11 protein-coding genes and 1 pseudogene are annotated in these 12,365 nt (G+C 66.4%); 4 read left to right on the top strand and 8 right to left on the bottom strand.

Annotated elements, in window-relative coordinates:
- Positions 1–234 precede the first annotated feature (234 nt).
- Both BLW32_RS25415 and BLW32_RS25410 read left to right on the top strand, forming a co-directional pair.
- Positions 235–1,318, top strand: a pseudogene (locus tag BLW32_RS25415) (ISL3 family transposase).
- Positions 1,319–1,394: 76 nt separating this feature from the next.
- Entirely contained in the window at positions 1,395–2,453 is a 1,059-nt protein-coding gene (locus tag BLW32_RS25410; protein ID WP_068568408.1) for an IS110 family RNA-guided transposase, read from the top strand.
- 135 nt (positions 2,454–2,588) lie between these two features.
- Here BLW32_RS25410 and BLW32_RS25405 read toward each other — a convergent pair whose 3' ends face one another.
- The 4 genes from BLW32_RS25405 to BLW32_RS25390 all read right to left on the bottom strand — a co-directional run bounded on the left by BLW32_RS25405 (position 2,589) and on the right by BLW32_RS25390 (position 6,987).
- Positions 2,589–3,749 carry an NAD(P)/FAD-dependent oxidoreductase gene (locus tag BLW32_RS25405; RefSeq protein ID WP_068568406.1) on the bottom strand — a complete coding sequence of 387 codons (1,161 nt, stop codon included), beginning with the start codon at positions 3,747–3,749 and terminating at the stop codon, positions 2,589–2,591.
- A 20-nt stretch (positions 3,750–3,769) separates the two neighbouring features.
- Positions 3,770–4,375, bottom strand: coding sequence for a DsbA family protein (locus BLW32_RS25400; RefSeq protein WP_074850837.1), 606 nt, complete (start codon positions 4,373–4,375; stop codon positions 3,770–3,772).
- 69 nt (positions 4,376–4,444) lie between these two features.
- Positions 4,445–4,798 (bottom strand): YgaP family membrane protein, encoded by a 354-nt coding sequence (locus BLW32_RS28235; RefSeq protein ID WP_231707035.1) that lies wholly within the window; start codon positions 4,796–4,798, stop codon positions 4,445–4,447.
- Between the two features lie 23 nt (positions 4,799–4,821).
- Complete coding sequence (locus BLW32_RS25390) at positions 4,822–6,987, bottom strand: MMPL family transporter (RefSeq protein ID WP_074850833.1); 2,166 nt, start codon at positions 6,985–6,987, stop codon at positions 4,822–4,824.
- 120 nt (positions 6,988–7,107) lie between these two features.
- On the opposite strand from BLW32_RS25390, the gene BLW32_RS25385 reads away from it, so the two are divergent.
- Positions 7,108–7,512 carry a DUF302 domain-containing protein gene (locus tag BLW32_RS25385; protein ID WP_068568400.1) on the top strand — a complete coding sequence of 135 codons (405 nt, stop codon included), beginning with the start codon at positions 7,108–7,110 and terminating at the stop codon, positions 7,510–7,512.
- A complete protein-coding gene (locus BLW32_RS25380) occupies positions 7,509–7,769 on the top strand; it encodes a metal-sensitive transcriptional regulator (protein WP_068568398.1) in 261 nt (86 codons plus the stop codon). Before BLW32_RS25385 ends, BLW32_RS25380 begins: the two co-directional genes overlap by 4 nt.
- On the opposite strand, the gene BLW32_RS25375 is transcribed toward BLW32_RS25380, so the two are convergent.
- The 4 genes from BLW32_RS25375 to BLW32_RS25360 are packed head-to-tail and all read right to left on the bottom strand — an operon-like array spanning position 7,755 to position 12,355.
- The gene (locus BLW32_RS25375; RefSeq protein ID WP_082756876.1) at positions 7,755–9,416 is read right to left on the bottom strand and encodes an MFS transporter; all 1,662 of its coding nucleotides are present in this window, start codon (positions 9,414–9,416) and stop codon (positions 7,755–7,757) included. The two genes, BLW32_RS25380 and BLW32_RS25375, sit on opposite strands and share 15 nt — an antisense overlap.
- Positions 9,388–9,906: a signal peptidase II gene (locus tag BLW32_RS25370; protein WP_068568396.1), complete on the bottom strand. Its 519-nt coding sequence runs from the start codon at positions 9,904–9,906 to the stop codon at positions 9,388–9,390. The genes BLW32_RS25375 and BLW32_RS25370 overlap by 29 nt, the downstream gene beginning before the upstream one ends.
- Complete coding sequence (locus tag BLW32_RS25365) at positions 9,903–11,927, bottom strand: heavy metal translocating P-type ATPase (protein WP_068568394.1); 2,025 nt, start codon at positions 11,925–11,927, stop codon at positions 9,903–9,905. The genes BLW32_RS25370 and BLW32_RS25365 overlap by 4 nt, the downstream gene beginning before the upstream one ends.
- The gene (locus BLW32_RS25360; protein WP_068568392.1) at positions 11,924–12,355 is read right to left on the bottom strand and encodes an ArsR/SmtB family transcription factor; all 432 of its coding nucleotides are present in this window, start codon (positions 12,353–12,355) and stop codon (positions 11,924–11,926) included. Before BLW32_RS25360 ends, BLW32_RS25365 begins: the two co-directional genes overlap by 4 nt.
- Between the last annotated feature and the right edge of the window lie 10 nt (positions 12,356–12,365).

Raw genomic sequence — 12,365 nt, 5'->3', positions numbered from 1 at the left:
TCACGGCGTCGCAGCTTCAATGATTTGGAATGGTTCGGTCCAGCTGGTCGCCGGTTGATGGGCGTTGATCGTTAGGCGGTGGGCGCTGAACTGATCGATGAGACTGAAGTGGCTCTTCCCAAGCGAGAGTGCATGAGCGGGTCCGCCGCTGACGTGGCGCGGCACAAGATGTAGAGGGCCCCGGGGTGTGACGATGAAGGTTCCTACGCCATCTCGATCACACTCCGAGGACCTGTGTCTGAGCCTACGTCGTCTCTGCTTGCCGATACCATCTGCCGTGCCATCGATCTGGGGGTCAGCGTCGTCGACGCTGCCACCGCCGATGACGTGACGCACCTGTGGTGCGAGGTCCTCACGCCTGACCTGGAATGCCCGGGCTGCGGCGAGGTCTCGGCGTGGTGCGCGATCACATCGTCCGCGAGCTGGTGGACCTGCCGGTCTGCGGTGCCCGTTCGGTGCTGCACGTGGCCCGCAGCATCTCACGGGTGTTCGGGAACTCGGCGTTGATGAGCACAAGTGGAAGCACGTCCGCGGCAACGGCGATTCCTCGTGGGTGACGGTCCTGGTGGATCTGACCCCCGTGCGTGAGGGCACCGGTCCCGCCCGGCTGCTGGACATGGTTGCCGGCCGCTCCGCGCAAGCCCTCCGCGGCTGGCTTCAAGAGCGCGATCAAGCGTTCCGGGACCGGATCAAGGTCACCGCGATGGACGGGTTCGGCGGCTACCACACCGCCGCAGCGCAGGTACTCGCCGCAGCGCGAACGGTGATGGACCCGTTCCACGTCATCCACCTGGCGGCGGACAAGGTCACCGGCTGCCGGCAGCGGCTGCAGCAGGCGATCTGCGGGCACCGCGGCCGCTCCGGGGACCCGCTCTATGGGATTCGCCGGATCCTGCTCACCCGGCCTGCTCTCCTCGCCGACAAACAGCAGGTCAAGCTCGATTCGGCGTTGGCTGCTGATGAGCGTCACGTCGCGGTCGAGGTCACCGCCCAGGTGTATCAGGATCTGATCGCCGCCTACGAGCACCCTGACCGACGGGCAGGGAAGATCGCAATGTTCAAGACTCTCAAACGAATCCACACCGGAGTCCCCGCCGGGCTCGACGAACTCGCACAGCTCGGCCGCAGCCTCTTGAAACGCCGCCGAGAGATCCTGGCGTACTTCGACACCGGCGTCAGCAACGGCCCGGTCGAGGCAATCAACGGACGACTCGAGCACCTGCGTGGCATCGCCCTGGGCTTCCGCAACCTCGAGCACTACATCTTGCGGTCGCTACTGCACTCCGGTCAGCTCGCCGACCGGGTCAACGCACTCTGAAATGAGAAGAGCCACTGAAGTGCCCGGGTGAGGTATGGCGGTCGTCGGCCACGCCGCAGGCAGGGCTTGGTGCTTGATGATCGTCATTGGTGTGGATCCGCATAAGTCGACGCATACGGCGACGGCGGTCGATTCGGGAACAAACAAGGATCTGGGGTCGCTGAGGATCTCCGCCGACCTGAACTCCTATCGCGAGTTGATTAAGTGGGCGGGGCAGTGGCCGGAGCGGATCTGGGCGGTGGAGAACGCGTCCGGGTTGGGGCATCACCTGACGCAGTGGCTCGTGAGCCAAGCGGAGGCGGTGGTGGATGTGCCGGCGACCGCCACAGCCCGGGTGCGGGAGCTCTCCCGAGGCGGGCGTCGAAAGAATGATCGAATCGACGCGGCCGCGGCGGCGTGCGTCGCCTTCTCGCAAGGCGACTTCCGGCCGGTGGGCGCCGAGAAGCATTCGGATGGGTTGCGGGTCCTCGATGAACGCCGGATTGACCTCGTGCGGCACAAGGGGAGGCTGACGAACCAGCTGCATGCTCTACTGCGGGAACTGCTGCCGGGCGGTTTGGATCGGGCGTTCACGACGGAGGAGGCATCGGATGCGCTCCGCAGGCTTGCGCCGGCTTCGGGCGCGGATGCGATGCGCAAGGAGGTGGGGCTGGCGATCGTCGGTGATCTGCGCAGGCTGCGCTTTCAGATCGATGACATCACCACCAGGATCGAGGTCGAGTTGAAGGCCTCGGGGACGAGCCTGTTGGAGATTGAGGGCGTCGGGACGGTGACGGCGTGCCGGATTCTGTCCCGGACGGGCGACCCGGCTCGGTTCCGGGATCAGTCGGCATTCGCTTCCTATGCTGGGACCGCGCCAATCGAGGTGGCCAGCGCCGATAAGCAACGACACCGGGGCCTACCCCTTGAGGGCGACAGATCTTTGAACGCGGCGATCTACATCGTTGCCGTTACCCAATCCCGGATGGCGGGCAGCGCTGGTAACGCGTATTACCGGCGCAAGCTTGACGAAGGCAAGACGTCACGTGAGGCGATCCGATGCTTGAAGCGACAGATCGCGAAACGCTTGTGGCGCACAATGATCAGCGATGCGGGAGAGGCCGCGGATGGATATTGTAGCGTGAGTGCGTGCTGATCGGTGCGGCCGGTGAGATCGGCAGCTTGAGCGACCGATGGGCGCAGCGTTCGGAGATCGACCTGCGATCGACAACGTTTGTTCCCGACTAAACGGGACTCTACGGCTTGTTCGATTTGGCCGCGCAGTCCGCTGTCATTCCCAGTAGGCGCGCCAGTCGAGTTCTTCGCGGATCTTTTCTTGGTGCAGCTGTTGAGATGCGGGTGTGAGCGCGACGTCGGGGTGTGGTTCGGCGAAGAAGTTGCCCTGGCCCCGGGCTGATTCGTGGGCTCCGGTATCGATGTAGCAATAGCCTTGCCCTGATAGAGACGCTGGGGATTCGGCGAGCCCGAGGTAGTGCAGTACGTTTTGGGCCACGGCGGCGGCGCCGTTTTTGGCGAAGATGGCGGCCTTAGGGAGGGGCCTGTTCGTGGGGGAGGTGACTGCGGAGAGGTCGCCGATCGCCCATACGCCGTGGTGTTCGGTGAGCATTGAAGCTCGGTCGACTGGAATCCATCCCGGTGTGTCCAGGGTCAACGCGGGTTCGTGCGGCGGGACGAAGACCAGCAGGTCGAAGGTGTCGTGCACGCCGTTGGTGAAGTGCAGGGTTTTGGTCTGATGGTCTACTCGCTCGACCTGGTGTAGTGGATGCAGGTCGATTCCCGACGCTCTGACGCGGTTCGCCAGTTCCATGCCGACGTCGGGCCCGGCGGAGGGCATTGGCTGCGGTTCCGGGGTGTATACGGCGATATCTGTATGGTCCCGCACGCCGCGTTCGGTCAGGAGATCTGCCGCGAGAAAGGTGCCCTCGTAGGGGGCGACGGGGCAGCGGAAGGGCATCGATGCGACGAGGAAGACCAGTCGGCCGCCCTCGAACGCGGTCAGTGCCCGGTGGGCACGTGCGGCGTCGGCGGTGGCGTAATAGTGCACGGCGACGCCTGCGTCGGCCGCCTCTTGGAGGCCGGGCACTTGCTGCGTTGCATTGCGGGCTCCCAGCGCGAGTACGAGCGCGTCGTAGTCCACGTGCGCACCGTCGTCGAGGATGACGGTGCTGTTGGCGGCGTCGACACCGGAGACAGAGCCGCGCACCGTCCGAATTCCAGCGAGGCTCTTCTCGGACGGGCGGATCGGGACGCTCTCTGGAGTGCGCCAGCCCCGCATGACCCACGGCAGAGTGAAGCCAAGGTAGTGCTCGAAGTTTTCGTCGATCAATGTGATGTCGGTGTTGTCGAGGGGAGTGCCGGATTCGCGCAACTCTTTGATCACGCTGAGTCCGCCGATTCCGGCGCCGGCGATGACGATTCGTTTGCTATTCATGATCTCGATTTGCTCCGTTCTCAGAGGTGAGCTGCTACAGGGTGTGGAAACCGTTGTACGGATGCGAAGGTCTTGACGGTGGCGAGTGTTTCGAGAGCGGTGAGAAGGTCGCGTGCGGCGGTGGGAGTCGGTATCGCGGTGAGCACGGGACCGTGGAAGACGGTCTCGCCGATCCCGATCAGGGGGCTTCCTGCGCTTTCGCCCGCGGCTTCTTGACTGAGCGAATGCGCGTCGCGCACCGCGACGTCGAAGGTCGGGTCGTCGATGCTCGAGATGTGGTGTGCGGGCAGGTCGAGCTCGAGTAGCATTTCGCGCACTGACTGACCGTCGATCGTGCCGCCGTCTCGGTGGTACTGGTCGCTGAACGTGCGCAGGGCCTGCCACATCCGCTCGCTGTCTAGTTCGCGCTCCAGCGAGGCGAACAGTCTGCCCGCCGCTCGGGAATCCTGCATCCGCTTGCGGGCACGTTCGGGCAGTTCGCGTCCCTCGTTGAGGAGGGCCAAACTCATCAGCTTCCACTGTAGTTCGTTGGGATTGCCGACAGTGGCTAGCAGCCACTGTGCGGTGGTCCACGAATACGGGCACACCGGGTCCAGCCAGATCGTGAATGCGGGCCGTTGGTTCACTCGTAGCTCCTTCCGTCGTTTCCACTGGATTGATCGCTGATCGCATCAAGTCCGTCCGTAGCGGCCTACCTAGAATGCCCTTCCCGATTGCAGTCCCATCTTCTTGAGAAGTACGGCGGCGGGGCAAAGTCCGGTGATGCTTGATTGGATCAGGTTCAGTGAAACAAGCCCCGATAGGAGGGCCCAACAGGGTGAGACGGTGACGCTGAGGGCGACTCCGGTGAGGTTCAGTGTTCCGGCGAGGAGCAGGACGGCTTGGTCGATGTTGGGTTTGCGCATGCGGTGAGATCGTTTCGTGTCTTCAATGTACACGTCGGGGATCGCTTTGCGCAGGTCACGGTGCTGCGGTTGGAGTCGCCGCAGGGTGTCCGCTCCTGATTCGGTGGAGTGATCGGGTGCTGTGGTTTCGGGCTTGTCGGTCATGGTTGTGCTCCTGTTTTCACGGGTTAGTCGTGGGCGAAGCTGATGTTCGGCAGTATCCGGGCGAGCCACGCGGGACAAGCCCACGCTGCGCGTCCTGCCAGGCGTAGTGCGACGGGGAGCAGGACCAGCCGGATAAGGAAGGTGTCGAGGAGAACAGCGACGCCGAGGATGACGCCCATCTCCTTCGGGGGCAGTGGCCCGGACAGGGCGAAGGTGAAGAAGACGGCGACCATGACGCCGCCGGCGGCGAAGATGACGCGACCGGAGTGGGCGACGGCTCCGATCATCGCTTCTTTCGGGTCACCGGAGCGTTCCCAGTGCTCCTTGGCGGAGGAGAGGAGGAACACGGTGTAGTCCATAGCGATCGCGAAGATCATCGCGAAGAAGAACACCGGCGCCCATGCATCGAGGAAGCCCTGCGGTTCGAAGCCGAACAGGTTCGCGCCGATACCGTCCTGGAACACCAAGCGGGCGACACCGAACGCAGCAGCAGTCGACAGCAGGCTCACCACGGTGCCGATCAGGGCGATCAACGGTGCACGCAACGCGACCAGCAGCAGCGCGAAGCCCAACAGGAGGACCACAGCGATCACCATCGGGGTGGAGGTGTCGAGTTGCGCCTTCAGGTCGAGATTCTCCACCGCCGCGCCGCCGACCAAGGTGCCGTCTGGAAGGTCGGAGCGGAGCCGGTCGACTGTCGCGCTCAGGCTCGGGTCGGAGGGATCGACCTTCGGGATCGCGGAGATCAGCGACAAGCCGCTGTCGTCGGTTGCTGCGGCGGGCGGCATCGCGCCGGCGATTCCCTCGTCAGCGGCCAGCACCTGGTGCGCCTGCGAGGCGGCCGAGGACGGGGTGATGATTTGCAGTGTTCCGGGAGCGCCGGGGCCGAAGGCCCGCTTGACCTGGTCGTAGCCGACTCGCGCGTTGGCATCGGACGGTAGCACCGCGATCGAAGGCATCGCGGTCTTCAGTCCCGCCAGGGGGATCGACAGCGCGATCAGGATCGCCAACGCAGCGGCGCCCCACGCGAATGGGCGCTTCCACAAACGCTGCCCCCATCGCTCGAAGGCTGGTGAGCGGTGTTCACCGACTCGGGCCCACGGCAGCGCCAGCGCGTTGATCCGCTTGTCGAGCTTGACTAGCACCAGCGGCAGCAGCGTCAGCGTTGCCGCGAGGACGAACACGACAGAGAGCATGATCCCGCCAGCCATCGACCGGAACGACGGCGAAGGCACGAGCATCACCGCGGACAGGGAGATCAGCACGGTCGCCCCGGACAGCAACACGGCCTTACCGGCGGTGTTCATAGTCTGCGCGATCGCCTCCCGCGGCGACACGCCGTGCCCGAAGCGCGCTGCCCGGTACCGCACCACCAGGAACAACGCGTAGTCGATACCCAGCGCGAGGGAGAACATCATCGCGAAGTTCATCGCCCAGATCGACACGGGCACGATCTCATTGATCAAGACCAGCGCACCGGCCGAGGCCACCAGCCCGGCCAAGGTGAGAAGCAGCGGCAGGCCGGCAGCGACCAGGGTTCCGAAGGCGATCACCAGAATCGCGAGAGTCACCGGCCACGACAGCATCTCCGAGGTGAGCATCGCCTCCAGGTTCGCCGCGTTGAAGTCCGACCACAGCACCGACGAGCCGGTCGGATTCACCGACACCGCATCCGTCGAGAGCGCACTCAGTGGCCCCTTGAGATCGGTCGCCGCCCGAACCATCTCGTTCGTACCTGCCCCGGCACCGGCGAGGACGATCGCCGTCTTACCATCGGCGCTCAAGGTCACGCCCGGCTGTGGCGCGACGACCTGGGCGATCCGCGGATCCGCCTTCAACTCCGAGGTCACCCGCTCGAGGATCTGAGGCCCCTGGCCTTCGGTCAACGCCGCAGTGTCGCTATGCACGACCACCTGGATCGCGTGACTGGCGTTGCCACCGAAGTGCTTCTGCGCCAGCTCCCGCACCTGCACCGACTGCGAACCGTCGGCCTGCCAGCCCGCGCCGGAGAGATTCTTCTCCACAAACGGCGCGAAGATCCCCAGCCCCACAACCAACAGCACCCACACCGCCGTGACAACCCGGCCGTGCTCGCTGACCCACACGCCAAGGCGCCCCAACGCGCCGGTCAACGACGAACTCGTTGCACCGGCTGCGGATTTCGGCGCGTCTCCGACTGTCTCTGCCATGTCTTCACTCCTCACCATTAACCCCCCAGGGGGATCGGATGCAGCGAACCTAGCATCCCCCCAGGGGGTTGTGCAATACTGGGTGCACAGCCTCCTCGGGTATCGAAGAAGGATGAGTCAATGAACGAATTCACGATGACCAGGTCACTCCCGACGCCGTATGCGCAGGCTGTGGCGCAGGTGCGGGAGGGGTTGGCGCGCGTGGGATTCGGGGTTCTCGCGGAGATCGACATCGCAGCCACCCTCAAGGCGAAGCTTGATGTGGATGTGCCGGCGAAGTTGATCCTCGGCGCGTGTCGGCCGCAACTCGCCCATCAAGCGCTACAGGCGGATCCGCGGGTTGCCTCCCTGCTTCCGTGCAACGTGGTCGTCAGCGCAGACGGCGACGGCTCCGTCGTTGAGATCATGAACCCCGACGTGATGCCGGGATTCACCGGCAATCCCACGCTCACGGCTGTCGCTACAGAGGCCCGGGAGTTGCTGACCGTTATGCTCGACGCGCTCACCGACGGCGGCGCCGAGTGAAGATTCCAGAGCAAGCTGCCAAGCCGATCCTCACCAGGCTCAAGCGCGCACACGGACACCTCGCCACCGTCATCCGGATGCTCGAAGACGGCGACGACTGCGAAGACGTCCTCACCCAACTCGCCGCCGTCAACAAGGCCCTCGGACGCAGCGGCTACGCCCTCGTAGCCACCGGCCTTCAGCACTGCATGGCAACCGAAGGCCCCGACAACGTCGACCAACAGAAGCTAGAAAAACTCTTCCTAGCCCTTGCCTAGGCTGCGCGGACGCCGTGTCGGTTCATGATGTCGGCAGAAGCGTCGAGACAGGACGTCCCAGGCGCTATTTTTTTTCGAGTTCGGCAGGCTGTTGACAAACACACAGGAACCCTCCGCTATGGCAGGATTTTCCCGTCGTGCGGGGAGGCGCAGGGCGATGAGCGCGGCGAGTAACGCACTGACCACGGCGCTGGCGAGAAATACCGCGGACATCGCCGCGGTATAGGCGTGCGCGCTGGCAGCGGCGAGGTCGTCTCCGGCCGGTCCGGGCAGGTCCGCCGCGATGAGTTGTGCGGCGGCGATGCCCTCGCGGGCTGCGGCGGCTACTGGTGCGGGTAGGCCGGTCAGATGCGGGTCGAGGTCGCGGCCGTAGGTGAGATTGAGCAGTGTGCCGAGGATGGCGACGCTGAATGCGGCGCCGATTTGCCGGATGGCCATGAGAAGCCCTGAGCCTGCAGCGCTGCGGTGTTCGGGAAGGGTTGCCATGACCGCGTCGACTGCCGGTGCCAGGGCGAGTCCGGCTCCTAGCCCCACGACGGCTAGGCAGGCGGCGATGAAGCCGTACTCGGAATCTGCGGTGATGCGGGAGGCGAGGACGAAACCCATTGCGGTGATGAATAACCCGGCGACGATCGGGATCTTCGCACCGATGCGGGTGACGATGCTGTCGACGGCGGCGGCCGCGACGAGGATCGCCAACACCAGCGGGACGAGTCGCAGTCCGGTGCCGAGAGCGTCGTGGTGGCGGAGGATCTGCAGGTACTGGGGAAGAACGAACAGCACACCGACGAGGGTGAATGTTCCCGCGGTGGCCGCGAGGGTGGGCCAGGTGAATCCCGGATTGGAGAATAGTCGCAGATCGATCAACGGATGGCTGGCCCGTCGCTCCCACACCAGGAATCCCGCGATGAGCACCACTCCCGTACCGAGGGTCGTCAACACAACAGGGTGAGTCCAGCCGTCGTCGGGAGCCTGGATGACCCCGAACACGAGGGCCGCTGTTCCGGTCACAGCGGTGACAATGCCCGGCCAGTCCAGCGGTGGTGCGTCAGGGTCGGAGGACTCGGGAAGTAGTGCAATACAAGCGATGAGGGCGGCAACACCGACCGGGACATTGATCAGGAACACAGAGCCCCACCAGAAATGCTGCAGGAGCCAGCCGCCGACGATCGGGCCCAGGGGCAGGCCGATGCCCAGAGCGCCCACCCACACTGCAATCGCGCGGCGCCGCTGGTCGGGTGGGAACAGGATCGGCAGAATTCCCAGCGATAGTGGCACGATGATCGCGGCGCCGACACCCATGACTGCGCGCGCGGCGATCAAGGCGCCTGTGGTCCCGCTATACGCAGCCCACGCCGACGCGGAGACGAACGCCACGAGGCCGAACAGTAGGAGTCGTTTACGGCCGTACCGGTCCCCGAAACCGCCAGCGGGTAACATCAGCGCGGCGAATACGAGGGTGTATGCGTTGACGATCCACTGCAGTTGGGTGGTGCTAGCACCGAGGTCCTGCGCCAGGGTGGGCAGGGCGACATTGAGGACCATCAAGTCCAAGCCGACGGTAAGCAGGGCGATGACCAGCGCTGCCAACCCGGCCCAGCGCCTGATCGGGGGCAGCTCAGCGCTCAGGTGAGTGTGCTCGCTCATCGGAACTCCTCGATACGGTGAGGGTGATCAAGATGGCAGCGCCGCTGACGATGAAAGTGTCAGCGAGATTGAACGTCGGCCACCAGCCGGTGTGCAGATAGTCGGTGACGACCCCATCGGGGAACCGATCGATGAGGTTGGCGCTTGCCCCACCGAGTATCGCTGCCAGCCCCAGCCGCCCGAGGCGCCCGGCGCTCGGCGCCATCCGCCACGCGATGGCCGCAACGGCGAAGGTGATAACGCCGGTGACTGTGAGCAGCACCCACGCCGGGGCATCGGCGGCGAGCGAAAACGCCGCACCCGGATTGAATGCCAGCCGCAGCTGCACCAGCCCAGTTCCGATGACTGTGTCGCCCGCCAGCGCACTAGCGGCCCAGGCCTTGATGGCGAGATCGGTGGCCGCGAGTCCGGCGGCGATGGACAGCAGCCCGCACCGCCGCGCGAGGCGTGCGCGACCGGTCGCCGCCGCCGGAACCGTCGCGGTGATCACTGACCGACCGCCACCATGGTCGGAGTCCGCTGGCCAGCACCGCTCCCCGCCTGGGCAAGCGCCCTGATTCGCCCGGCGCGGACGCCGTTGGCGATGACGACGATCTCGGCGAGTTCGTGGACGGCGACGACGGCGGCGAGGCCGAGGATCCCGAACAGCGCGAGGGGGATGAGGATCGCGATCAGCCCGAGGGATAGGCCGACGTTCTGCAGCATGATGGTTCGGGCTCGGCGGGCGTGGTCGAGTGCTTGGGGGAGGGTGCGGAGGTCTTCGCCCATGAGGGCGACGTCGGCGGTTTCGATCGCGACGTCGGATCCCATGGCGCCCATGGCGATGCCGAGGTCGGCGGTGGCCAGGGCGGGGGCGTCGTTGACGCCGTCGCCGACCATCGCGGTGAACGAATCCTGGCGGAGGTCGCCGATGATGCGGGCCTTGTCCTCGGGGCGCAGGTCGGCGTGCACATCATCGATGCCGGCGATCTTCGCCAGGGCGGTGGCGGTGGCGGTGTTGTCGCCGGTGAGCATCGCGACAGTGGCGCCGCTGCGGTGCAGATGGGCGATCACCTCGCCGGCTTCGGGACGCAGCTCGTCGCGGACGGCGACCGCCCCGATGACCTGCCCGTCGTATTCGACCAGCACGGCGGTGGCGCCGCCGGCCTGCATCGCCGCGACCCGCTCGGCGAGGGGGCCGGGTTCGATCCAGCCGGGACGCCCAAGCCGTGCGGGGCGGCCGTCGACGAGACCGGTCAAGCCGGCCCCGGGAACGGCCTGCACATCGACCGCGGCGGTGGTCTGGCCGTGGGCGGCGAGGATCGCGCGGGCGAGGGGGTGTTCGCTGTGCGCTTCGAGCGCCGCTGCGACGGCGAGCACCCACTCCTGCCCCGGAGAGCGGCCACCGTTGTCGGTGCCGCCCGGGCCGCTGCTGTCGACGCTGGGCGCAGCGGTGTCGGTGGTGGGTTCGGTGGTGGCGATGTCGACGACGGTGGGCCGGTTCGCGGTCAGGGTGCCGGTCTTGTCGAGGGCGACGGTGCGGATGCGGCCGAGGGCTTCGAGGGCGGCGCCGCCTTTGACGAGGACGCCGATCTTGCTGGCGGCGCCGATCGCGGCGACCACGGTCACCGGTACGGAGATCGCCAGCGCGCACGGGGAGGCGGCGACGAGCACGACCAGTGCCCGTTCGATCCAGGTGGCCGGGTCGCCGAGGAGGGATCCGAGGATGGCGATGGCGGCGGCGAAGATCATGATCGCCGGCACCAGAGGTTTGGCGATCGTGTCGGCGAGGCGTTGCGCGTCGCCCTTGCGGGACTGTTCGGCCTCGACGATCTGCACGATCTTGGCCAGCGAGTTGTTCTCCGCGGTGGTGGTGACCTGCACGGTCAGGGCGCCGGTGCCGTTGATCGACCCGGCGTACACCTGCGTGCCGGGTCCGGCTTCGACGGGCACCGATTCGCCGGTGATCGCGGAAACATCCAGCGCGGTGCGGCCTTCGGTGATGAGGCCGTCGGTGGCGATCCGCTCACCGGGTTTGACCAGCATCAAGTCCCCGACGGCCAGCTCGTCGGGGGAGACGACGGTCGGGGTGCCGTCGCGCAGGACGGTCGCGGTGTCCGGGACCAGGTTCAGCAGCGCTCGTAGGCCGCGGCGGGTGCGGGAGACCGCGTACTCCTCGAGGCCTTCACTGATGGAGAACAGCACAGCGAGCATCGCCGCTTCGCCGACCTCGCCGAGGATCACCGCGCCGACCGCGGCGATCGTCATCAGGGTGCCGACGCCGATCTTGCCCTTCGCCAACCGGCGCAACGTGGAGGGGACGAACGTCCACGCCCCGATCAGCAGCGCCACCCACTCCAAGGCGAGGGCTATCGGTTCGGGGCCGCCGGTCCAGCCGACGATGTACGCGGCGAGCAGAAACACTGCGGCCGCGGCGGCGGCCTGCAGCTCCCGCACCTGCCACCAGTGCTCCGGGGCCTGCTCGTCCTCACCGGCGGGTTCGTCGTGCCCGCAGCCGCATGCGTCGCTCATCGCCGCACCGCCTTCGCCGCCGAAGCTTCCTCGGTCCCGGCCGCGGTCGTGCCGTCGCTTCCGCAGCACGGTACGGCGGTGTCGGTGCCGTAGTTCGGGCACAACGCCACGGCGTTGCCCGTCGCCGCCAGCAGCGTTTCCGCCGCTGCGAGTAGATCCATCAACTCCGGCCGGGCCAGGCTGTAGAACACCTGCCGGCCTTCCGGGCGGCCCTCGACGAGCCCGCAGTCCCGCAGGCACGCCACGTGCGCCGAGACGGTCGACTGCGCCAGGCCCAACTCGGCCATCAGGTCCGCCACCCGGGCTTCGCCGCCGTGGGCGAGGCGGGTCGCGATCGCCAGCCGGGTGCCGTCGGAGAGACTGTGGAACAACGCCACCGCCGGATCGAGGTCCGCCCCGGTCGCCACCGAACACTCATTCATCGTCATACGACGATGA

It is taken from the genome of Tsukamurella tyrosinosolvens, from assembly GCF_900104775.1.
GTDB classification, from domain to species: Bacteria; Actinomycetota; Actinomycetes; order Mycobacteriales; family Mycobacteriaceae; genus Tsukamurella; species Tsukamurella tyrosinosolvens.
This window is presented reverse-complemented; position numbering and strand designations above follow the sequence as displayed.

Bases quoted from the DNA above. Each gene is read 5' to 3' on its own strand.
- BLW32_RS25410 (WP_068568408.1), top strand. From the start codon at position 1,395: ATGATCGTCATTGGTGTGGATCCGCATAAGTCGACGCATACGGCGACG.
- BLW32_RS25405 (WP_068568406.1), bottom strand. From the start codon at position 3,749: ATGAATAGCAAACGAATCGTCATCGCCGGCGCCGGAATCGGCGGACTC.
- BLW32_RS28235 (WP_231707035.1), bottom strand. From the start codon at position 4,798: ATGACCGACAAGCCCGAAACCACAGCACCCGATCACTCCACCGAATCA.
- BLW32_RS25390 (WP_074850833.1), bottom strand. From the start codon at position 6,987: ATGGCAGAGACAGTCGGAGACGCGCCGAAATCCGCAGCCGGTGCAACG.
- BLW32_RS25385 (WP_068568400.1), top strand. From the start codon at position 7,108: ATGAACGAATTCACGATGACCAGGTCACTCCCGACGCCGTATGCGCAG.
- BLW32_RS25375 (WP_082756876.1), bottom strand. From the start codon at position 9,416: ATGAGCGAGCACACTCACCTGAGCGCTGAGCTGCCCCCGATCAGGCGC.
- BLW32_RS25365 (WP_068568394.1), bottom strand. From the start codon at position 11,927: ATGAGCGACGCATGCGGCTGCGGGCACGACGAACCCGCCGGTGAGGAC.
- BLW32_RS25360 (WP_068568392.1), bottom strand. From the start codon at position 12,355: ATGACGATGAATGAGTGTTCGGTGGCGACCGGGGCGGACCTCGATCCG.